The 20220-nt window shown below is 40.8% G+C and carries 19 protein-coding genes and 2 pseudogenes; 2 read left to right on the top strand and 19 right to left on the bottom strand.

Translation table 11 applies throughout. The features are described 5' to 3' along the window. Positions 1-42: 42 nt before the first annotated feature. The 16 genes and pseudogenes from DV740_RS10165 to DV740_RS10095 all read right to left on the bottom strand — a co-directional run bounded on the left by DV740_RS10165 (position 43) and on the right by DV740_RS10095 (position 13422). Positions 43-834: a hypothetical protein gene (locus DV740_RS10165; protein WP_012740998.1), complete on the bottom strand. Its 792-nt coding sequence runs from the start codon at positions 832-834 to the stop codon at positions 43-45. A gap of 32 nt (positions 835-866) precedes the next feature. Beyond that, the gene (locus DV740_RS10160; RefSeq protein WP_015521659.1) at positions 867-1562 is read right to left on the bottom strand and encodes a DUF6033 family protein; all 696 of its coding nucleotides are present in this window, start codon (positions 1560-1562) and stop codon (positions 867-869) included. A gap of 413 nt (positions 1563-1975) precedes the next feature. Continuing rightward, positions 1976-2254: pseudogene (locus tag DV740_RS10155) on the bottom strand (VirB4-like conjugal transfer ATPase, CD1110 family); the annotation flags it as partial. Beyond that, positions 2255-2389, bottom strand: a pseudogene (locus DV740_RS15355) (zinc-ribbon domain-containing protein); the annotation flags it as partial. 145 nt (positions 2390-2534) lie between these two features. Next, positions 2535-2963: a hypothetical protein gene (locus tag DV740_RS10150; RefSeq protein WP_055291182.1), complete on the bottom strand. Its 429-nt coding sequence runs from the start codon at positions 2961-2963 to the stop codon at positions 2535-2537. Between the two features lie 49 nt (positions 2964-3012). Continuing rightward, positions 3013-3549 carry a VanZ family protein gene (locus DV740_RS10145; RefSeq protein ID WP_049946793.1) on the bottom strand — a complete coding sequence of 179 codons (537 nt, stop codon included), beginning with the start codon at positions 3547-3549 and terminating at the stop codon, positions 3013-3015. Positions 3550-3841: 292 nt separating this feature from the next. Next, entirely contained in the window at positions 3842-5770 is a 1929-nt protein-coding gene (gene lysS / locus DV740_RS10140) for a lysine--tRNA ligase (protein WP_118088025.1), read from the bottom strand. An 18-nt stretch (positions 5771-5788) separates the two neighbouring features. After that, complete coding sequence (greA, locus tag DV740_RS10135) at positions 5789-6268, bottom strand: transcription elongation factor GreA (RefSeq protein WP_022242894.1); 480 nt, start codon at positions 6266-6268, stop codon at positions 5789-5791. Between the two features lie 29 nt (positions 6269-6297). Next, the gene (locus DV740_RS10130) at positions 6298-6927 is read right to left on the bottom strand and encodes a hypothetical protein (RefSeq protein ID WP_118088024.1); all 630 of its coding nucleotides are present in this window, start codon (positions 6925-6927) and stop codon (positions 6298-6300) included. Beyond that, positions 6924-7898, bottom strand: coding sequence for a tRNA dihydrouridine synthase DusB (gene dusB / locus DV740_RS10125; RefSeq protein ID WP_118088023.1), 975 nt, complete (start codon positions 7896-7898; stop codon positions 6924-6926). The genes DV740_RS10130 and dusB overlap by 4 nt, the downstream gene beginning before the upstream one ends. Beyond that, entirely contained in the window at positions 7895-8665 is a 771-nt protein-coding gene (locus DV740_RS10120; protein ID WP_118088022.1) for a type III pantothenate kinase, read from the bottom strand. The genes dusB and DV740_RS10120 overlap by 4 nt, the downstream gene beginning before the upstream one ends. Position 8666: 1 nt before the next feature. After that, entirely contained in the window at positions 8667-9014 is a 348-nt protein-coding gene (locus DV740_RS10115; RefSeq protein ID WP_022242890.1) for a DUF6145 family protein, read from the bottom strand. A gap of 93 nt (positions 9015-9107) precedes the next feature. Next, entirely contained in the window at positions 9108-10085 is a 978-nt protein-coding gene (locus DV740_RS10110; protein ID WP_118088021.1) for a biotin--[acetyl-CoA-carboxylase] ligase, read from the bottom strand. 6 nt (positions 10086-10091) lie between these two features. Then, positions 10092-11081, bottom strand: coding sequence for an ornithine carbamoyltransferase (gene argF, locus DV740_RS10105; RefSeq protein ID WP_022242888.1), 990 nt, complete (start codon positions 11079-11081; stop codon positions 10092-10094). Between the two features lie 100 nt (positions 11082-11181). Beyond that, positions 11182-12108, bottom strand: a complete 927-nt coding sequence (locus DV740_RS10100; protein ID WP_022242887.1) for an SPFH domain-containing protein — start codon at positions 12106-12108, stop codon at positions 11182-11184. A 132-nt stretch (positions 12109-12240) separates the two neighbouring features. Then, positions 12241-13422 carry a cell wall hydrolase gene (locus tag DV740_RS10095; RefSeq protein ID WP_118088020.1) on the bottom strand — a complete coding sequence of 394 codons (1182 nt, stop codon included), beginning with the start codon at positions 13420-13422 and terminating at the stop codon, positions 12241-12243. 250 nt (positions 13423-13672) lie between these two features. Between DV740_RS10095 and DV740_RS10090 the strand changes: the two genes are divergently transcribed. Then, a complete protein-coding gene (locus tag DV740_RS10090; protein ID WP_022242885.1) occupies positions 13673-15475 on the top strand; it encodes a methyl-accepting chemotaxis protein in 1803 nt (600 codons plus the stop codon). Between the two features lie 242 nt (positions 15476-15717). Here DV740_RS10090 and DV740_RS10085 read toward each other — a convergent pair whose 3' ends face one another. The 3 genes from DV740_RS10085 to DV740_RS10075 form a co-directional block, all read right to left on the bottom strand. Continuing rightward, the gene (locus DV740_RS10085) at positions 15718-17064 is read right to left on the bottom strand and encodes a glucose-6-phosphate isomerase (protein ID WP_022242884.1); all 1347 of its coding nucleotides are present in this window, start codon (positions 17062-17064) and stop codon (positions 15718-15720) included. A gap of 93 nt (positions 17065-17157) precedes the next feature. Then, positions 17158-17388 (bottom strand): hypothetical protein, encoded by a 231-nt coding sequence (locus DV740_RS10080; RefSeq protein WP_158561555.1) that lies wholly within the window; start codon positions 17386-17388, stop codon positions 17158-17160. Between the two features lie 188 nt (positions 17389-17576). Further along, positions 17577-18980 carry a hypothetical protein gene (locus tag DV740_RS10075; RefSeq protein WP_118088018.1) on the bottom strand — a complete coding sequence of 468 codons (1404 nt, stop codon included), beginning with the start codon at positions 18978-18980 and terminating at the stop codon, positions 17577-17579. A gap of 150 nt (positions 18981-19130) precedes the next feature. Here DV740_RS10075 and DV740_RS10070 point away from each other — a divergent pair, with 150 nt between their 5' ends. Next, positions 19131-20213 carry an undecaprenyldiphospho-muramoylpentapeptide beta-N-acetylglucosaminyltransferase gene (locus tag DV740_RS10070; protein WP_117947307.1) on the top strand — a complete coding sequence of 361 codons (1083 nt, stop codon included), beginning with the start codon at positions 19131-19133 and terminating at the stop codon, positions 20211-20213. Positions 20214-20220: the final 7 nt, after the last annotated feature.

Genomic DNA, 20220 nt, shown 5'->3' with positions numbered 1-20220 from the left:
TATTAAAAGCAACATGAAACTGAAATTTCACGCAGACTATTCCTATACCGTAATGTCTATTCTGACCGATGATTTCTTCTCACCAAAATGCTTTATTTCGATATCCTTCATTTCCTCTATAACATCTTTTTCAATTTGGTGAACATCACTTAATTGTAAATCTCGCTTCGAATCATTTACTATTTTTGCTGCCTCATCTACTGAAACAGTTGTATCTGATGTTAACTGTTCAGACATTTCAGTATCGTTTGAATCCTCTGCAACCTGCCCCTTTTCTATAGATGTCTCTACAATTTCCTCTTCTGTTGGCAAATCCCTATATTCTGTACTTTTTACAAATCTTGTGAATGACTCTACAGCTCTAAAAGTATTTCCCATGATACGTTGAGCTTCCTTAAGCTTTTCACTCTTTGGAATATTTGGATTATTCACGATACTTTTTAGTTCTGCCAAATTTCCATTCATCTCATTTACTTGAAGCCTTTGAGCCTCTTCTTTTGTCTTACATCTCTCCAACCTACGCTCATAAGCTTCTTGTTCCATTCTTGCCGCTTTATATTCCATATAGGCTTTAGGGTCTTTCTGACGAATAGCATCTTCTTCTGAAGCTGTTAATTCTTGACCGCTTGCAATCTTGTTATAAATCTGACTATATGCAGAACTTTCTTTGTCTCGCTCAAGTTGCTCTCGGAAATGCTGAATCATGCTTTCTTCCTGACTTGTTACAGTCATACCCTCTTGCTTCTTTACAACATCCCCGGTAGCCTTCTTTTGCTCCCAATCATTTACTAACTGCATCTGATTCACAGCGTTTCGTATTGTACCTGCAATCATAGCACACCTCCAATTCCCGGTTAATGCTACGATTAAATAGTGATATCAAACTTCATACCCTGTGTTGCCTTTTCTTCTGTTATCTTACTCCAATCCAGTTCAGAAATCTTTTCAAGTAATTCTTCTTTTGAATTTGCCTGAATTGTAGTCCGCTTAACAGTTACATCCTTCTTTTCCTGCTTTTTCTCCTCTGCACGTTTTTCCTTTAATTCTTCAAGCCGTTCTTTCTGCTTTTCTGTAATCTTCTCCAAATCAGCAAAAAGTGTCATCTTTCCATCATCATCAAAGGACATAGTTAACTTATTTAATACAGTTCCACTATTGTCTGTCGTTCCCCAAGCACGTTCAAACCCAAACTGTTCATTGATTTTATCTGACATCTCAACTGCAGTTTTTACCGTAGACAATTTTTCCCGTGCATATTTCTCATCGGATGCCATTCTTTCAAGTTCAGCACTTGAAAAAACAACTGTAAATTCCTTATCGCTTTGGTCTACTAATCCTCTGAAATCATCGCCTTTATCAGCAATAATAAAATCGAAATCCGCATTATCCTTACGCAATGTTTCCAGATATTTCTGTGCCTTAGAAGATAACTTATCTTCGCTGGATTTTATTTTCTGTGCATTGGGCTGCACATCTTTTGCTTTCTCTGTGTTATTTTGCTTACTAACAGTATTGCTCTTATAATAATCTGTTACCTGTGTTAAATTAGCTGCTCTAATCATGGTATCATCCTCCTTGAAAATTGATACAGAAATCCGTTTCTATATCTGTAATATCGGCACTTTATATCCAAAAGTTAATAGTGCGTAAAATTCAAATTTTCTTTTCCCTAATAATTACAAATATTCCTTGGAAATTGCTTCCACACCATACATTTCCATAAATGCATCCAGGTCCGCTGCATCCCCAATCAACATATTCTCGTCAAAGTGTACGATAAGCATATCTTAAAATCCAGCCACATGTTCTCCGGTACAAATGATACATTTTAGAACTGCTTCCTTATTTATTTTTCATATCGAATCTTATATGCTTTCTTCTTAAAAATAGGGAATATCTAATTTATTATCATCAAGGTCGGACATTCATCCGACCTCTTGATTATACTATAGATTCTATAAAAATTCATCTGTTATCACTGCAGCATTGCTTCTTTTTTCTTCTGTTCCGCAATCTTCTCATGAATGTTGGTATTATACAGCCTGTACAAATCCGTATCCTTGCTGATCTGATTATCAAAGGGAATTACTACCGAACCACACTTAATAAGTCCCATTCCAGAGGCGGTATTAGTTACGAACCGAAGCTGTGCCTCTGATACCCCGATAACCTCCGCCATCTTTGAACTGTCTGTATTTGCCTGCTTCAAGAGTGCCACAAACTCAGAGTTTGCAAGCATTGTGGTTGTCTGCCATTCGTGACCGCAAGCACCTTTCCACCATACCTTTTTATTCGAGCCGAAAGTTATGCTGTCCGGTGTCAGTGGCAAATTCTTTTCCGACCACTCGGCAACCAATTCCGGATGTACTGCCGCTAAGCTGTTACTCATATCAAATCCTCTCCTTCCTTTGGCTTTATTATATGAAGAAAAGGTACTTGCCCCAAGTTTGCGAATATGCGGATAAATTAAAAAAGCCCTTTGAGAAAGGGTATTCCTCTCTCAAAGGGAGTTAATCAAACTGAAATTTGTCGCTTTAATACCCGTGGTCAACATGTTCCCAATTCCCACTGTCATTCCTAATTAGAATCCATTTCCAATCATCATATGTTGAATCCGGATTAAGCGAACCATCCCCGCCTGATGAGTCTACATCGAAAGATGATAATATTACGATTGCTTCATCCGCGTCATATTGTTCAGCCCATTCATCAAATTCATCGGCGTATGTATCTCCGGGATAGGACAGTTTTGTCAGTGTGCAGCCGTCAAATTCGTTGCCGAAATAGTCTTTTACTGTTTGGAAAGCCGCCTCAATATCACTGTCTGAATATATTTCCGATGGTTTCCAATCAGGAATTTGAACATTGTCAATATTCCCACCACTATTCTTTCCACTACAGCCGGCAAGAACAAAAATCATTATCAAAGCTGTCAGAAAACAGAATAAAGTTTTCCTATTCATTTTTCGATACCTCCTACGAATTCAAATTTTCATCCCTACAGACTGAAATTTATTTTTTCCTTGTGGTTATACGAAGTAACAAGCATCCTATCAAAAATCCAACGAGAGTCCCACAAGTATTCATAATCACATCATCTAACTGTGCAAACCTTCCAATAAATGTTTGCAAAAATTCTATACCAATCGAAAATACTGCTCCAAGTATAACGCCATTCCACCAATGCTTGTGGATATTCTTAAAAATAAATACTGGCAAAAATCCATATGGAATGAATAGACATATATTCAAAATAGTTGCCGCATTAAATCCATCCTCAAATAATTTAAAACTAATATAACTATCAAGTGGTGAGGATATTCCAAAACTACCACCAATAATTCCTGTAATTTTTAATATTGATACAACTATTAGAATCCATAAGAATTGACATAACCAATTTAAAATCTTAACTTCAATTTTCTTCTTCTGGATAAATTCAATACCCACTTCGATAATCATAACACCTGCAAAAATAATAAGTGCCATTGGAAATAATCTCACTAATATCCATATTCCAGTCCATATTTCCATTGTAATATAACTCACTATCATTCCTCCATAACTTCAAATTTGTCGTTTTCTTTTATCCCCATTATAACTGTTCTCCATAACCACTGCAATGAAAACCTAATCGGTGATTTACATTTCTCTCTCTTCTAAAAATGGGCAATCCCATTAAGGACTGCCCATTCATTCTGCTTATTATGCGATTTTTTCTTGCTTGCACCGATTTCTGCATCAAATGATGTAAGTTTGATGTAAATCGCTGTTTTTTCAGTTTTTTATCAAATGAAGTACGTTCCGTTTATTTGGTAAAACGGTACATCTTTACATCATCTTAATAGAGCTTTGCACCTGCCGGAATGTGGTCATCAACCATCAGAAGATGAAGCTTTTCTTCGCCTTCTTCTTCGTGAATAGCACTGAGGAGCATACCGCAAGAGTCAATGCCCATCATAGCTCTCGGTGGAAGATTTGTGATAGCGATAAGAGTCTTTCCAACCAGTTCTTCCGGCTCGTAATAAGCGTGAATACCGCTTAAAATGGTTCTGTCTGTGCCTGTTCCGTCATCAAGAGTGAACTGTAACAGTTTCTTTGACTTCGGTACTGCAACACACTCTTTAACCTTTACTGCACGGAAATCTGACTTGCTGAATGTATCAAAGTCTACCATTTCCTCAAACAAAGGCTCAATCTTTACCTTAGAAAAATCAATCTTTTCAGGCTCTGCTTTCACTTCTTCAGTAGCCTTAGATTTTACATCATTTTTCTTATTTACATCATTCAGGGTCTTCATTGTCGGGAACAGCAATACGTCACGGATTGCCGGTGAATCTGTCAACAGCATAACCAGGCGGTCGATTCCATATCCGATTCCACCGGTAGGTGGCATACCGATTTCCAGTGCGTTCAAGAAATCTTCGTCGGTATGGTTTGCTTCCTCATCACCGGCTTCGAATGCGGCATCCTGTGCTGCAAAACGCTCACGCTGGTCAATCGGGTCATTTAACTCGGAATATGCATTACACATTTCCCATGTATTGATAAATAATTCAAAACGTTCTACCTTGGTTGGGTCAGACGGTTTCTTCTTGGTAAGCGGAGAAATTGCTACCGGATGATCCATGATAAAGGTCGGCTGAATCAGTTCTTTCTCACAGAATTCTTCGAAGAAGAGGTTGATGATATCACCCTTGGTATGACGCTCTTCGAATTCAATGTGATGTTCTCTTGCCAGCGCCTTTGCTGCTTCATCATCTGCTACGGTATCAAAATCGATGCCGGCATATTTCTTGATGGCATCATTCATGGTCAGACGCTCAAAAGGCTTTCCAAGGTCGATTTCAATGCCATTGTAAGTAATCTTTGTAGTGCCGCATACTTTTTCTGCAAGATAACGGAACATGCTCTCGGTAAGTTCCATCATGCCTTCATAATCGGTGTATGCCTGGTATAACTCCATCAATGTAAATTCCGGATTATGGCGGGTATCAACACCTTCGTTACGGAATACCCGTCCGATTTCGTAAACACGCTCCAAGCCACCAACAATCAGTCTCTTTAAGTATAACTCAAGAGAAATACGGAGTTTTACATCTTCATTTAATGCATTGTAATGTGTTTCAAACGGTCTTGCGGCTGCTCCACCTGCATTGGAAACCAGCATCGGAGTCTCAACTTCCATGAAGTCACGTCCAGCTAAGAAATTACGGATTTCCTTGATAATCTGGGAACGTTTGATGAAAGTCTGCTTGGATTCCTGATTCATGATAAGGTCTACATAACGCTGACGATATCTGGTATCGGTATCAGTAAGTCCGTGGAACTTCTCCGGTAAAATCTGTAAGCTCTTGGATAATAAAGTTACCTCAGATGCATGGATAGAGATTTCTCCGGTCTTGGTCTTAAATACTTTTCCTTTGATTCCTAAAATATCTCCGATATCATATTTCTTGAAATCTTTATAAGAATCTTCTCCGATTTCGTCTCTTGCGACATATGCCTGGATGCTTCCCTTTAAATCCTGTACATTACAGAAAGAAGCTTTTCCCATCACACGTTTGAACATCATACGACCTGCGATAGATACCTCTTTTCCCTCAAAAGCATCAAAGTCGTCTTTGATATCTGTGCTGTGGTTTGTTACATCATATTTGGTTATCTGGAACGGATCTTTTCCATTTTCCTGAAGTTCTTTTAACTTATCACGGCGCACCTTGATTAACTGGTTAATATCCTGTTCCTGTACGTTCTTCTGTTCCGCCATCTTTGTTCTCCTAATCTATTAGTTTGATCTGTGGATTCCTAATACTTTATATTTTAAGTTACCCATCTGGGTCTCAACTTCTACTACGTCACCAACGCCGGCACCGATTAATGCTTTACCAACCGGAGACTCGTTGGAAATCTTTCCCTTTAAGCTGTTTGCCTCTGTAGAACCAACAATTTTATATTCCAGTTCCTCATCGAATTCCATATCAAGGATTTTTACCTGACATCCGATGTTAATCTTGTCTAAATCAACTTCTTCTTCTACTACGACTTCTGCATTCTTTAAGATTTTCTCGATCTGTTCGATTCTTGCTTCGATATCACGCTGCTCATCTTTTGCTGCATCATACTCAGCGTTCTCAGATAAGTCTCCCTGCTCTCTTGCTTCTTTAATCTTCTGTGCAACTTCTTTTCTTCTGACCACTTTCAGATTCTGTAACTCGTCTTCCAGTTTCTGTAAACCCTGATAGGTCAAAATGTTTTTCTTATCCATGCTTATTAGCCCTTCCTTTTATAGATTTTCTATTCTGCATAAAATTCTCGCTCTAATCGATCTGAAACCGCTTCACAGCCTGTAAAACCGGTTCCCTTAACAATCATAATATTATACCCAATAGGTACTTCAATGTCAAGATTTGCCCGCTGATACCAGTTCCTTTTATAAATGGAAATATAGATACTTTTTTCCGATAGAAATTCTTCCCGGATTCTTCCGTCAGCTTCAAAATCCAGTATCAGTCTGCCCTCTTCCGGACCGGTTCCCTTTTGAACTGCATTTTCCTCTTTTCCAATCACTTCTACAATCAGTCCCATCTCTTCATAAAGATAATCCATTTCCTTCCGGTGACATTCCGGCTGGCCGGTGCAAAGCGTATATGCATTAAGTCCCGGATAAAGCTGTCGGAGCATATACTGTTCTTCCTCCTGTCTTAGATATGCGCCATCTTCCGCATCAATGACAAATAGCCGCATGTCCCGGTAGGAAATGCCTTTCTGCTCTAATACTGCTTCGATTATTTTCCGAAAAAATGCATTGCAGGGAAAATAAATTTCTTTTTCAATCAGGTCATCCTGATGGCTATTCCTGTTTTCTGATTGCAGATTGCTTTTATTCCTGCGTAAAAGACTTTTTAATTTTTTCCACCATTTCATGCTTCATTATATGATGCAAAGGTTTCTAATAATTCCTCCAGCTGTTCGTAAGTCTCCACTTCATTGAGCAGGCTTCGAAGCCTGGATGCATGCTTGTAGCCGCCGGTGTACCAGGCTGCGTGCTTACGCATTTCCCGCATTCCGGTAAATTCGCCCTTAAAGGCAATCTGCATCTTTGCATGACGCAGCACCATATCCACCATTTCTTTGGCGGATGGCTTCGGCAGTTCTTCCCCCGTTTCTAAGAAATGGTTAATCTGTGCAAATATCCATGGATTTCCCTGTGCTCCCCTTGCTATCATCAGCCCGTCACAGCCGGTTTCCTGCTGCATCCGATATGCATCCTGCGGTGTAAAAATATCACCGTTTCCGATGACCGGAATCTTTACTGCTTCTTTCACTTTCCGGATAATCTCCCAGTCCGCTTTGCCGGAATAATACTGTTCCCTGGTCCGTCCATGCACCGCAATGGCAGCTGCCCCGGACTCTTCCGCAATATGTGCCATCTCTACTGCATTGACATGGGCTTCATCAAAGCCCTTTCTGATTTTTACCGTCAGAGGCTTCTTTATGGCTTTCGCTGTCTTTTCGATGATTTCACCTGCCAGAATCGGATTTTTCATCAGTGCAGAGCCGTCACCATTATTGACTACCTTTGGCACCGGACATCCCATATTGATGTCAAGAATATCAAACGGTCGATGTTCGATACGCTTTGCCATCTCGCTCATAATTTCCGGGTCGGAGCCAAAAAGCTGCAGGGAAACCGGATGTTCCCGCTCATCAATGGCAAGCAGGCTCTCGGTGTTCTTATTATTATAATAAATGCCTTTAGCACTGACCATTTCCATGCAGATAAGTCCTGCTCCCTGCTCTTTGCAAAGTACACGAAATGGCAGGTCTGTTACCCCTGCCATTGGTGCTAATATCAAATTATTATCAAGTGTTACATTTCCTATTGTCAGTTTCATCGTTTCTGTTTTGCGTAAATAAGACGCATTCCTTCTAATGTCAGTGTCGGATTGTAGTACTGAATATATTTTGTCTCATTTGCGATGATTTTACCCAGTCCGCCGGTTGCAACTACTTTTACATCCTTAAGTCCGGATTCTTTTATCATATTTTTTACGATATATTCTGTCTGTCCAATCTGTCCGAATATCAGTCCTGCCTGCATACTGCTGATAGTTTCTCTTGCAAGGATGGTAGACGGTTTCTTAATCTCGATTTCCGGAAGCTTCGCCGCATCTTCCCAGAGTGCCTTTGCAGAAATGCGGATTCCCGGTGAAGTTACTCCTGCGAAGAAATCTCCATTTCCATTGATGAAGTCATAGGTGGTTGCTGTACCATAGTCAATTACTACAACCGGTCCGCCATAAAGCTCATATGCACCTACAGCGTCTACAATACGGTCTGCGCCAATCTGTGCCGGATTCTCGGATGTGATACGGATTCCTGTCTTCACGCCCGGCTCCACCACCATTGGCTGAATCCCAAAATATTTAATCATTCCACTGCAGAGGGAGTGCATCACATTTGGTACTACCGATGAAATGATGGCATCTTTGATTTCATTATGGGAAATCTCGTTATGCTCTAACAAATCAATGATTGTAATACCGTATTCATCAGAAGTTCTCTGCATTTTTGTTGTCATACGAAATGTTGTAACTAATTTTTCCTTATCAAACACCCCGATGGTAATGTTGGTATTTCCTACGTCAATTGCCAGTAACATATTAGTCCTCCTTATCCTCTGTGAATTCTTCTCCCAGGAAAAATACACGGTAATACATTTCAAGCGATTCAAAGAGCTCTGTCTTTTCCCGCTGCATCTGTTTGATTTTTAACACACTGCCGATTTCATCATAAAAGAAATCTCCATCCTCACATTCCGTCCGGAAATTAAGATTTCCCTCTTTGTCAAATATAAGCTGCAGTGTTCCTCCGATATCCTCTGTATACAGTACACAAAGAATATTCAAATCCTCTTTGATTCCCTCCGGAAGTCCGTTAAACAACGGATTCAGATAGAATTTCTTGGTATAAGCGCTGGAACCGCATAAAACGATTTCTTCCTGCTCCATATATTCATACTCCTTTTTTTATTTATGCCTTTTTTATATCTGGTAAATGTGGCTTTTCCTGTCTATCCTATAAACATCTATCTCTATGCATATCTATACATATCCATAAATCCCGCGGACAGATACTTCCCCGGAAGACACCAGTTTTCTTGCTTCCCAGGTATCCACGATTAATTCGCCCCGGTCGGTAATGCCCTGTGCCACTCCATCAAATGGCTCTTTCGGGTCTAACACTCTTACCTTCTGCCCTTTATTGGCAAGGCTTGCATCGTATTCCTTCCGCAGATCCCGTAAATCCTGATATGCCATAAACCGGTCATAATAATGCTCGAATTCTTCCCAGACAGCTTCTATTAATGCTGCACGGTTTACCCGTTTTCCACTTTGTAACAGAAGTGAGGTGGCATTCTGCGCAATTTCTTCCGGGAAACTTTCATTATTCACATTGATACCAATGCCTACCACAATATGGTTTACATAATCCATCTGTGCACTCATTTCCGTCAGGATTCCTACTACCTTCTTACCATTGATGACAATATCATTTGGCCACTTTATCTTTGCTTCCATACCGGTGCAGCGGGTAATGCCCTTTGCCACCGCCATAGCTGCCACCAGTGTCAGCATGGATGCATTGGAAGGATTCAGCTCCGGTTTTAAAATCAGTGTCATAAAGATTCCGGTTCCCGGCAGGGAACTCCAGCCTCTTCCACGTCTTCCTTTTCCGGCATCCTGCTGGTCTGCCACCACAAGGGTTCCATGCTCTGCACCCTCTTCTGCAAGACGGCTGGCTCTTACATTAGTAGAATCTGTTTCATCATAATAATAGATTTTTTTCCCAATCCAATCTGTTTTACGGATACTGCTCAATTCATTTTCGCTTAAGATATCCGGTGTGCCTACAATCCGGTAGCCCCGGTTCTGCACCGCTTCAATTTCATAGCCATCCTTTTTCAACTGATTGATTGCCTTCCACACTGCGGTTCTTGATACACCAAAGCGTTCACAAAGCTCCTGTCCGGAAACATAACCTTCCGCTTCCCGCAGTGCTGCAAGTATTTTTGCTTTCATAGGTTCCTATTCTCCTAAAGTTGCAAGCATAACTGCCTTAATCGTATGCATACGATTCTCTGCTTCATCAAATACGATGGATTTCTCACTTTCGAATACTTCATCGGTTACTTCCAGTTCGGAGTATCCGAATTTCTCATAGACATCCTGTCCAATCCTGGTCTTAAGGTCATGGAATGCCGGGAGACAATGCATAAACAATGCCTGCTCTCCTGCATTATCCATCAGCTTCTTATTTACCTGATATGGCATCAGGTCTGTAATACGCTCTTTCCATACCTCTTCCGGCTCACCCATGGATACCCACACATCAGTATAGACAATATCTGCACCCCTGGTTCCTTCCATGGCATCCTCTGTTAAGGTAATGGTTCCGCCTGTGCGGGATGCCACATCTTCACAATATGTAACCAGCTTTGGATCCGGGAAATACTTCTTATTAGTACAAGCCACAAAATGCATTCCCAGTTTTGCACAGGTTACCATCAGGGAATTTCCCATATTATAACGGGCATCTCCCATATATGCCAGCTTTACGCCCTTTAATCTGCCAAGATGCTCGCGGATGGTTAACATATCTGCTAACATCTGGGTCGGATGAAATTCATTGGTCAGTCCGTTCCATACCGGAACGCCTGCATATTTTGCCAGTTCTTCTACGATATCCTGTCCATAGCCACGATATTCGATTCCGTCAAACATACGTCCCAAAACTCTTGCGGTATCCGGAATGCTCTCTTTCTTTCCAATCTGGGAACCTGACGGGTCAAGGTAAGTTACGTGCATGCCAAGGTCATGGGCTGCCACTTCAAAAGAACAACGGGTTCTGGTACTGGTCTTTTCAAAAATCAGTGCAATATTTTTGCCAATCAGGCTGTCATGCAGAATACCCTGTTTCTTCTTTGCTTTCAGGTCTGCTGCCAGATCTATCATATAGAGGATTTCTTCTGGTTCAAAATCCATCAGTTTTAAGAAATTACGTCCTTTTAAATTCATTGCTTTTTCCTCTTTTCTTCTTACTCTTTGATACAAAACGGGCTGTCCTACATAGATGTGGCAGCCCGATTTCATTTTAGGTTTATGGTTTCCTTTTTAATTATTTATCTCCGGCAACCTCTGTAATTGATTTTACCAGTCCTGCAACGCCCTGTATCTCAGATGGAATGATAATCTTTGTTGCCTTTCCGTCCGCAGCCTTTGCAAAAGCTTCCAGGCTCTTAAGCTGTAATACAGCATCGTCCGGTGCTGCTTCTTTCAAGAAACGAAGTCCGTCTGCATTTGCCTGCTGAATCTTTAAGATTGCTTCTGCCTGACCTTCTGCTTCTTTTACGGTTGCTTCCTTCTGTGCCTCTGCACGTAAAATTGCGGCAGTCTTCTCTGCCTCTGCATCTAAGATTGCTGATTCTTTCTTACCTTCTGCTACAAGAATCGTAGATTTCTTCTCACCTTCTGCACGAAGAATTGCTTCACGTCTTTCACGCTCTGCCTTCATCTGTTTCTCCATGGCATCCTGAATTGCCTTTGGTGGGATGATATTCTTTAACTCTACACGGTTTACCTTGATTCCCCATGGGTCTGTTGCCACATCCAGGGAAGCTCTCATCTTGGTATTGATGGTCTCTCTTGAAGTAAGGGTCTCATCTAATTCCAGATCACCGATAATATTACGAAGTGTGGTTGCTGTCAGATTTTCGATTGCCATAATCGGATTTTCAACACCGTAAGCAAATAACTTCGGGTCTGTAATCTGGAAATATACAACGGTGTCAATCTGCATGGTTACATTATCTTTGGTAATTACCGGCTGTGGTGGGAAATCAACCACCTGCTCTTTTAAAAGAACTCTCTTTGCGATACGGTCAATAAACGGTGCTTTAAAATGAAGACCTACGCCCCAGGTTGCAAGATATCCACCCAGACGCTCTACAACAACTGCATTTGCCTGCGGTACAATCTTGATACAGGATACAATAATTACCAGTACTAGTATTACTAAAATGATAAGTGCTATTAATCCTTCCATTTTTACCCTCCAAAACTTATATTTTGAATAACTATTCACATATTACTATACTTTTTCCAAGATTACAACAGGGTGCCAAAAACTTCTTTTGACACCCTGACTTTATACTCTCTTATATTTTCTTACATTTTCCTAGAAAAATACATGGTTTCCGATGACTACTCCTGCCTGACCGGAACTTGCACGGCGGAAGCTTAATGCCCCACCGGTATTATCTACACCGGATAATGCTTCCTGTGCTGCCTGTAAACAGCTTCCGCTGACACCGCTTGAAATAACAGATGCAACTTTTCCGTTTCCTGCTGGTGTAAACTGACCGCTCTGGTAAATTACATCATAAAGGCTGGATGGATATACACCACTTCTCAGACGGTTCATAACAACTGCTCCGACTGCCAGCTGGCCTTCATAACACTCACTGCCTGCTTCGCACTGGATTAATGCAGCAAGAAGTGTTACTTCATCACAGTTTGCTGCTACAGATGCATTCTGTGTTACCATGGTTGTTGTAGTCTGTGCAGCTTTCTTTGCTGCCTCTTCTGCAGCCTTCTCTTCCAATGCAGCTCTTTCTTCTTCCATGGAAACTGCTGATGCTACATTTAAGGATACGGTTACATAATCTGCAGATACAAATGCAGTGGAATTCTTTAAGCTGACTGCGACCCATCCTTCCGGAGATTCTGTCTGTGTATCAACTACAAGCTTATCTCCTTCTGATGCTGCCTTGATAACAGATGCATCCGGATTTGCTTCACTGCGGACACGAAGACCGCCGGTGGTTACGGTTGCTACGGTGTCACATACGGTCTGTGCATAAGCATATGCTTCCTGACCTGCCACACAATATTCGCTCTTTACATATCCGTCTACAGAACCGGATGTAATATGATACCAGCCATCTAATGTCTCTACGATATCAGCTGCTGCACCTTTATATAATTTTCCAATTACTTCAGACTCTCCATCTGCGGAGCTTCTTATATATAAGAAATCATCCACATCTGCCATAAGCTTACTGTTCCATGCCTGCTGCTCCTCACTGAGCTGAGGCTCCTCTTCCTGTGCTTCTGCAACAACCACTACATCTGCACGTTCAATGGATGCCTGCTCGGTTGCCGCGTCTCCCAATGATGCCAATTCTTCTATAATGCCGGCGGAGCCATCTGCCTGTACATCTGCCACAGCTTTTGTTTCCTGCTGCGGTTCTGGTACATTTTCTACTGGTGCTGTCTGCATAACTGCTGTGACTGCGGTTACAACGGTAAGCATCACTGCTATAATTGTGCTCTCAATCACTCTTTTTCTTAAATTCATTTTGACCTCCATAACATATACCTTGTTTTTCTTTTTTAAGGATTATTAACAAGTATATGTCATTTTATTCATTTTTATTACATTTATTACAAATTTGTTACATCATGGATTATAACAAAGTAATTTTTATTTGTCAAGTTTCTGTACTTTTTATCCAATTCATGGTATAATTTCCTAATAATAATTACGCAAAATCACAAGAAAAGATTTCGTCTTTTTTCGTAATGGTTATCAAGGAGGATGTATTTTTATGAAGGAACGTAAGCAAAAAGATTCTGCTTTGAAGCAGAATCCAGTAAAGGCTCCAAAGCCTGCAAAAGCACAGAAAGTGCCAAAAGCACCAAAAGTGCCTAAGGAAAAGAAGGAGAAAAAGTCCGGACTTCACTCCATGCGCTTTAATGTTGTACAGTTAGTTCTGCTGAGTATTATCATCAGTGTTGCTTCTCTTCTGATTATGATTATACCGGTTGCTGATAATGCAATTTCCACTCTGGCAGAAAGCTATATGCGTGATGTCTGTGATACCTGCGGTTTAAATGTTGATGCTGCCCTGAACCGGAGCGGTAACATTATTTTAAATCAGGCATATCTTGAAACTCTGATCGGTGATGTCCGCATCAATGATCTGGATTCCAGTTACGCCTATGTGGTTGGTTCAGATGGAACCATGATTTATCATCCGGATGAAAGCAAAGTCGGACAACCTGTAGAAAATCCCGCAATTAAACAGGTGGTAGCTGATTTGGAAGCAGGTAAAGAACAGCAGGATGGTATGGCAATCTATGAATTCAGAGGTGCTGAAAAATATGCGGCTTACTATGTTACTTCCAATAAAGCAGCTATTTTGGTCATTACTGCTGACCGTGGAGATATTTTAAGTGCTAAGGATGCAATTTATGCCCGCGCCGGTGGTGCCGCTATTATTATCTTTATTGTACTGGGAATCATTTCTTTCCTTATTGCAAGTAAAATGACCCGTCCGATTGTAGAGATTACCAATGTTATCAAACGTTTCTCTTCCCTGAACTTTGCAGAAAGCCCGACTACTATCCGCATCAGCAAACGTAAGGATGAAACCGGGCAGATGGCAAGAGCTATCGGAGATTTACGTGAAAAGTTAGTTACAATTGTTTCACAGATTAAGTCCCAGAGTGAACTGCTTTACAATGCATCTACTGAACTGGATACCAATGCATCCCACACAACATCAACCGTAGGAAATGTTGAAACCGCAGTAAATGAAATTGCTACCGGAGCTACCAACCAGGCTTCCGAAACCCAGAAAGCTACCGATGATATCGTTAATATGGGTAACATGATTGAACATACCAACAGTCAGGTTGAAAATCTTACAAGCACTGCTAACCTGATGCGTGAATCCAGCGAGGAAGCTGCTGCCACCCTGAAAGAACTGGACAACATCAACCAGCAGGCAATTGCTTCTATTGATGTTATTTATGAACAGACCAATATAACTAATATCTCTGCCCTGAAGATTAAAGAGGCTACAACTTTGATTTCTTCCATCGCAGAAGAAACAAACCTGCTTTCCTTAAATGCTTCTATCGAAGCTGCCCGTGCCGGTGAGGCAGGACGTGGATTTGCCGTTGTTGCATCGCAGATTCAGAAACTGGCTGACCAGTCCAATGAATCTGCAAACCAGATTGACCAGATTATCCATGCTTTGATTGAAGATTCTGAAAAAGCAGTTAAGACCATGGATGAGGTTAAAACTATTATGAACCTGCAGAGCGAAAACGTACATAAGACCGGTCAGGTATTCGAACAGGTTCGTGATGGAATCAGTTCTTCTATCAGTGGCGTAGGCGAGATTGCCACCAGAACAACACAGCTTGATAAAGCCCGTGGAGATGTTGTGGATGTCGTACAGAATCTTACCGCAATTGCCCAGCAGAATGCAGCAAGTACCGAAGAAACTTCCGCTTCCGTTATGGAAGTCAGCAATGTTATGCAGGAAATCATGGAAAATGCAAATCGTCTGAAAGAGATTGCTTCCATCCTGGAAGAAAATATGAATTCATTTACTTTATAATATGCATAAGAATGTGCCTTGGCACATTCTCGTGCCTGCGGCGGTCGCTTGCGACATCTACCTTATACGCCGCAGTGCACATCCTCGCGGAGCGTTTTTTGCTTTACTGGAAAGCAATTTTCTGTAAAGCAAAGAAAGAACTCCACCCGGCTGGATATCCAATCGGATGGAGTTCTTTTTTTCTTTAATGCAAGGACTGATTCAAATTTAAATGATTTTATCTTACCCTGCTTCAGCAGTTTTTATAAACGTTTCATTAATGCTTCTCTTGCTTCTTCATAACCTGGTTTTCCAAGTAATGCGAACATGTTCTTCTTGTAGCTTTCTACACCTGGCTGGTTAAATGGATTTACTCCAAGCAGGTATCCGCTGACACCACATGCAAACTCGAAGAAGTAGAATAATTCTCCTAAGTAGAATTCGTTCTGCTCTGGAATCTTTACCATGAAGTTTGGAACCTGACCATCGGTATGTGCAAGAATGGTTCCGTTCATTGCACTCTTATTTACAAAGTCCATATCTTTTCCAGCAAGATAATTTAATCCGTCTAAGTCAACCGGTTCTTCCTGAATTGTAATATTGTGCTTCGGAGTCTCAACGTTCATAACAGTCTCAAACATAATTCTGGAACCATCCTGAATGAACTGTCCCATAGAATGTAAGTCTGTTGTTAAATCTACAGATGCCGGGAAGATACCCTTCTGGTCTTTTCCTTCACTCTCTCCAAATAACTGTTTCCACCATTCAGATACATAATGAAGACTTGGCTCGTAGTTGCAAAGAATTTCTACTGCTTTGCCTTTTCTTAATAAAATGTTACGAACTGCTGCATACTGTAATGCATCGTTCTCTGCGAAATCCTGCTCTAAAGCAAGTTTTCTTCCTTCTGCAGCTCCATCCATTAATTTCTGGATATCTGCACCACTTACTGCGATTGGAAGAAGTCCTACAGCGGTAAGTACAGAGAAGCGGCCTCCGACATCATCCGGTACTACAAATGTCTCATATCCTTCTTCATCTGCAAGATGTTTTAATGCTCCCTTTGCTTTATCTGTGGTTGCATAAATTCTCTTTGCAGCTTCTTCTTTACCATATTTCTTCTCTAACTTCTCTTTGAAGATACGGAAAGCGATTGCAGGCTCAGTTGTTGTTCCTGATTTAGAAATAATATTTACGGAGAAATCACGGTCTCCTACTACATCAAGCAGTCCCTGTAAGTAGCTTCCGCTGATGCTGTTTCCTGCATAATAAATCTCAGGAGTCTTACGAACATCCTTAGAAACATTATTATAGAATCCATGTCTTAAGAATTCGATTGCGGCTCTTGCACCAAGGTAAGAACCACCGATTCCGATTACTACTAACACTTCAGAATCAGACTGAATCTTAGCTGCTGCTTTCTGAATTCTTGCGAACTCTTCCTTATCATAATCTACCGGAAGATCCAGCCAGCCCAAGAAATCATTTCCGGCTCCGTTTTTATCCAATAACTCTTTTTTTGCATTGTCTACAAGTTTGCTCATATAGCCAACTTCTTCTTCACTGATGAAGGAAGCTGCCTTTGAGTAATCAAATGTTACTTTACTCATTTCAAATTCACTCCTTTGTTTTTTCTATACACAATTCCCTAATTATGAATAAAATTTCATTAGAGTTTATTTTATCAAACCTATATACATTTATCAAGGAAAAATTTCCTTCAAAACAGCATTAAATACCGCTTCTTCCTGCTGTTTTCTCTTCTTTTCAATAGAATCCCGCATCAGTTCTTCCTGTCTCGATACCAATGGTTCTTCTTTTCCACTGTCTTCAGTTAATATGACATTCAGATAATCTTCTACTTTTCCCTGTATCATTTGCAATCTGCGGCCTGTCCGGTTCACTTTAACCAGAACCTGTAGAATTATTATCATTTGTAAGAGCATTCCTGCCAGAATTATGTAATTTGCATATTCATACACCAAATTCATGAAAGCTCCCATTCTTATAACCTCTTTTCCTTTTTCTTTCTATTATAAAAAGGAACATTCCATTTGAAAAGAGGACAACGCCGTGTTTTCGCCGCATCTTTTTCCATTTTTCCCTTTGTTTCTGCGGTCTTCTACAAAAGCTGCTGATATTCTTCCCCATCCAACATATAGCCGGAAAGGCAGCAGCCATATTCTTCATTTACGCTGATAATCCGGTTATAGGACCCAGCCAGCAGAATATCTTTTAGTATCTTCGTATCCATTCGCTCATTGATATTTCCAACCCAATAACGGATACCTTCTCCTTCAAATTTCCACGGAAATTCCGGATTCCATTTTGACACATCGTCATTGCCGGGAATCGATACAATCCGTACCGTCTTTCCATAGCCCCGATAACGTTTTAAAATCTCTTCCATATTTTTGTGCATATCAATATTTCCCAAAAACAGTACGCCCATTCGAAGGGTTCTGCTCTCCCTGGTAAACTGGTTCCGGAGCATTCCATAATCATTTCGCTGGATACATTTTAACATGCATACCGTTCTGCCGGCATCCAGATACGGAGAACAATGATTTTCTCTGCCAAAAGACTGTTCATACATGGCACCATTGATTTTACTTCCGCTTTCTTTTACCTGACCCGGACCTGCATACATAATAACTGCTGCAAATGCTTCCAAACCGTAAGTCTTCTTATATGCCTCTAATAACCGTTGCATTCCCGCCTGATACTGTGTATTTTCCGGATGACGAAGTGCCCTGTCATAGCCTTCTTTCGTATAATATCTTCTGGTAAACTGATATAGTTCCATTACATTCATTCCATATGCAGAAAAATAAAATACCCACTTATTTTTAATGATGCATCCGGCCTTGACCACCGGAATGTATTCCCGTTCCATAATCTTTATCGTTTCTAAATCCTCTGCATCTGCCAGTTCGAAATAATTTCCTTTTCTGGCATTCTGCACTGCGTCCAGGGAACAGGGCGGACAATTTCCATATAATAAATAGACATTTTCCACCCCCATATTCTTTAATGCATGGTAAGGATGCCGGATGAGGCAGGAAAATTCTAATAGTTTTTCCGGTGACATTTCCGGCCCCAATATCCATTGTTCCGGTAATGCCTTCTCTTCCATATCCTGTTCCTCCGATATCCACTGCTCCACCAGCATACGGTGAATCGGTGCTACATAAGGCATAATCACCGTCTGAATCGTCGTATTTTGCAATAGTGCATACAATATACCAAGACAGTCCCTCGTATATTCTCCTACTACCACAAGATCTATCGGTGCACCGGCCAGTCTTCTAATGGTTCTTTTGTCCAAGATACCGATGCCTGTTATATCATTTGTTCTGCTGCTGTCTTTGCTGCTTACACCGTCGTTTATGTTACTGTTCGTAGGATTTCCGGATAAGTATACATAATTCACACTGCAGTCATTCTCCTCGTTATAGATACTGCCTGCCTGAATCATTCCATTTTCCACATTTTCAAATAAGTACCGATAATACAATGCTTTCATTTTCACATACCCCCCGCTTTATTTTCTGGTATTTTTACGATTGTATAAGGTTTTAAATAGAGTTGACTTTTTTTACCAAGAGTATAATATATTATTCAGCAAATCATTTTACATTATAAGTAATCTGATATTAAAGAAAGGATTCTTTTCATGAAAAAAATCGTTTTAACAGGCGGTGGTACCGCCGGTCATGTAACTCCAAACATTGCTCTTTTTCCTGCTTTAAAAGAGGCTGGTTATGAAATCTCTTATATCGGTTCCTATGCCGGCATGGAAAAACAGTTAATTGAAGAGCAGAACATTCCTTATTATGGAATTTCCTCAGGAAAACTCCGTCGTTATAAGGATCTCCGTAATCTCACAGATCCGTTCCGTGTGATCAAAGGCTACGCACAGTCTGTATCTCTTTTAAGAAAAATCAAACCGGACGTTGTCTTTTCGAAAGGTGGATTCGTTTCCGTTCCTGTCGTTCTCGCAGCGAAACGCCTCCGTATTCCTGCTATTATTCATGAATCTGATATGACACCTGGTCTTGCTAATAAAATTGCAATTCCGGCAGCCTGCAAGGTCTGCTGTAATTTCCCGGAAACTGTAGACTATCTTCCAAAGGATAAGGCAGTTCTTACCGGTTCTCCAATCCGCCAGGAACTTTTAAGCGGCGACAAAGAACAGGCTGCCAGACTTTGTGGTTTTACCATGGATAAACCGGTTATCTTAGTAGTCGGTGGAAGCAGCGGTTCCAAATTTATTAATGATGCGGTACGTGGTCTCTTAGATGACCTGCTTGCCAACTATCAGATTATCCATCTCTGTGGGAAAGGAAATATAGATAAATTATATAACAACCGTTCCGGCTATGTCCAGTTTGAATATGCCGGGAAAGAACTTCGGGATATGTTTGCTTTAAGCTCTCTTGTCATTTCCCGTGCCGGTGCAAATGCAATCTGTGAATTACTTGCTCTTCACAAGCCAAATATTCTGATTCCACTGTCTGCTGCTGCAAGCCGTGGTGACCAGATTTTAAATGCCCGCTCTTTTGAAAAACAAGGGTATAGCTATGTAATTGAAGAAGAGAATCTGACCAAAGAAACCTTAGATGCTGCCATTAAGAAAGTCATGACAGAAAAGGAGACTTATATTTCTAATATGAAGTCCAGCCAGCAGTTAGATTCTATTCATACTATTCTTAAGCTCATTGAAGAAGCCAGTGAGAAAAAGAAGAAGAAAGCATAAGTGCAAA

Source organism: Roseburia sp. AF02-12 (assembly GCF_003461765.1).
Classification (GTDB): Bacteria; Bacillota; Clostridia; order Lachnospirales; family Lachnospiraceae; genus Roseburia_C; species Roseburia_C amylophila.
The sequence above is the reverse complement of the archived record's forward strand: the minus strand, read 5'-3'. Positions and strand labels throughout refer to the sequence as shown.

What these genes read in the sequence shown, in the direction of transcription:
- DV740_RS10165 (WP_012740998.1), bottom strand. Translation starts at nt 834, where the DNA reads ATGATTGCAGGTACAATACGAAACGCTGTGAATCAGATGCAGTTAGTA.
- DV740_RS10160 (WP_015521659.1), bottom strand. Translation starts at nt 1,562, where the DNA reads ATGATTAGAGCAGCTAATTTAACACAGGTAACAGATTATTATAAGAGC.
- DV740_RS10150 (WP_055291182.1), bottom strand. Translation starts at nt 2,963, where the DNA reads ATGAATAGGAAAACTTTATTCTGTTTTCTGACAGCTTTGATAATGATT.
- lysS (WP_118088025.1), bottom strand. Translation starts at nt 5,770, where the DNA reads ATGGCGGAACAGAAGAACGTACAGGAACAGGATATTAACCAGTTAATC.
- greA (WP_022242894.1), bottom strand. Translation starts at nt 6,268, where the DNA reads ATGGATAAGAAAAACATTTTGACCTATCAGGGTTTACAGAAACTGGAA.
- DV740_RS10130 (WP_118088024.1), bottom strand. Translation starts at nt 6,927, where the DNA reads ATGAAATGGTGGAAAAAATTAAAAAGTCTTTTACGCAGGAATAAAAGC.
- dusB (WP_118088023.1), bottom strand. Translation starts at nt 7,898, where the DNA reads ATGAAACTGACAATAGGAAATGTAACACTTGATAATAATTTGATATTA.
- DV740_RS10120 (WP_118088022.1), bottom strand. Translation starts at nt 8,665, where the DNA reads ATGTTACTGGCAATTGACGTAGGAAATACCAACATTACCATCGGGGTG.
- DV740_RS10115 (WP_022242890.1), bottom strand. Translation starts at nt 9,014, where the DNA reads ATGGAGCAGGAAGAAATCGTTTTATGCGGTTCCAGCGCTTATACCAAG.
- DV740_RS10110 (WP_118088021.1), bottom strand. Translation starts at nt 10,085, where the DNA reads ATGAAAGCAAAAATACTTGCAGCACTGCGGGAAGCGGAAGGTTATGTT.
- argF (WP_022242888.1), bottom strand. Translation starts at nt 11,081, where the DNA reads ATGAATTTAAAAGGACGTAATTTCTTAAAACTGATGGATTTTGAACCA.
- DV740_RS10100 (WP_022242887.1), bottom strand. Translation starts at nt 12,108, where the DNA reads ATGGAAGGATTAATAGCACTTATCATTTTAGTAATACTAGTACTGGTA.
- DV740_RS10095 (WP_118088020.1), bottom strand. Translation starts at nt 13,422, where the DNA reads ATGAATTTAAGAAAAAGAGTGATTGAGAGCACAATTATAGCAGTGATG.
- DV740_RS10090 (WP_022242885.1), top strand. Translation starts at nt 13,673, where the DNA reads ATGAAGGAACGTAAGCAAAAAGATTCTGCTTTGAAGCAGAATCCAGTA.
- DV740_RS10085 (WP_022242884.1), bottom strand. Translation starts at nt 17,064, where the DNA reads ATGAGTAAAGTAACATTTGATTACTCAAAGGCAGCTTCCTTCATCAGT.
- DV740_RS10080 (WP_158561555.1), bottom strand. Translation starts at nt 17,388, where the DNA reads ATGATAATAATTCTACAGGTTCTGGTTAAAGTGAACCGGACAGGCCGC.
- DV740_RS10075 (WP_118088018.1), bottom strand. Translation starts at nt 18,980, where the DNA reads ATGAAAGCATTGTATTATCGGTACTTATTTGAAAATGTGGAAAATGGA.
- DV740_RS10070 (WP_117947307.1), top strand. Translation starts at nt 19,131, where the DNA reads ATGAAAAAAATCGTTTTAACAGGCGGTGGTACCGCCGGTCATGTAACT.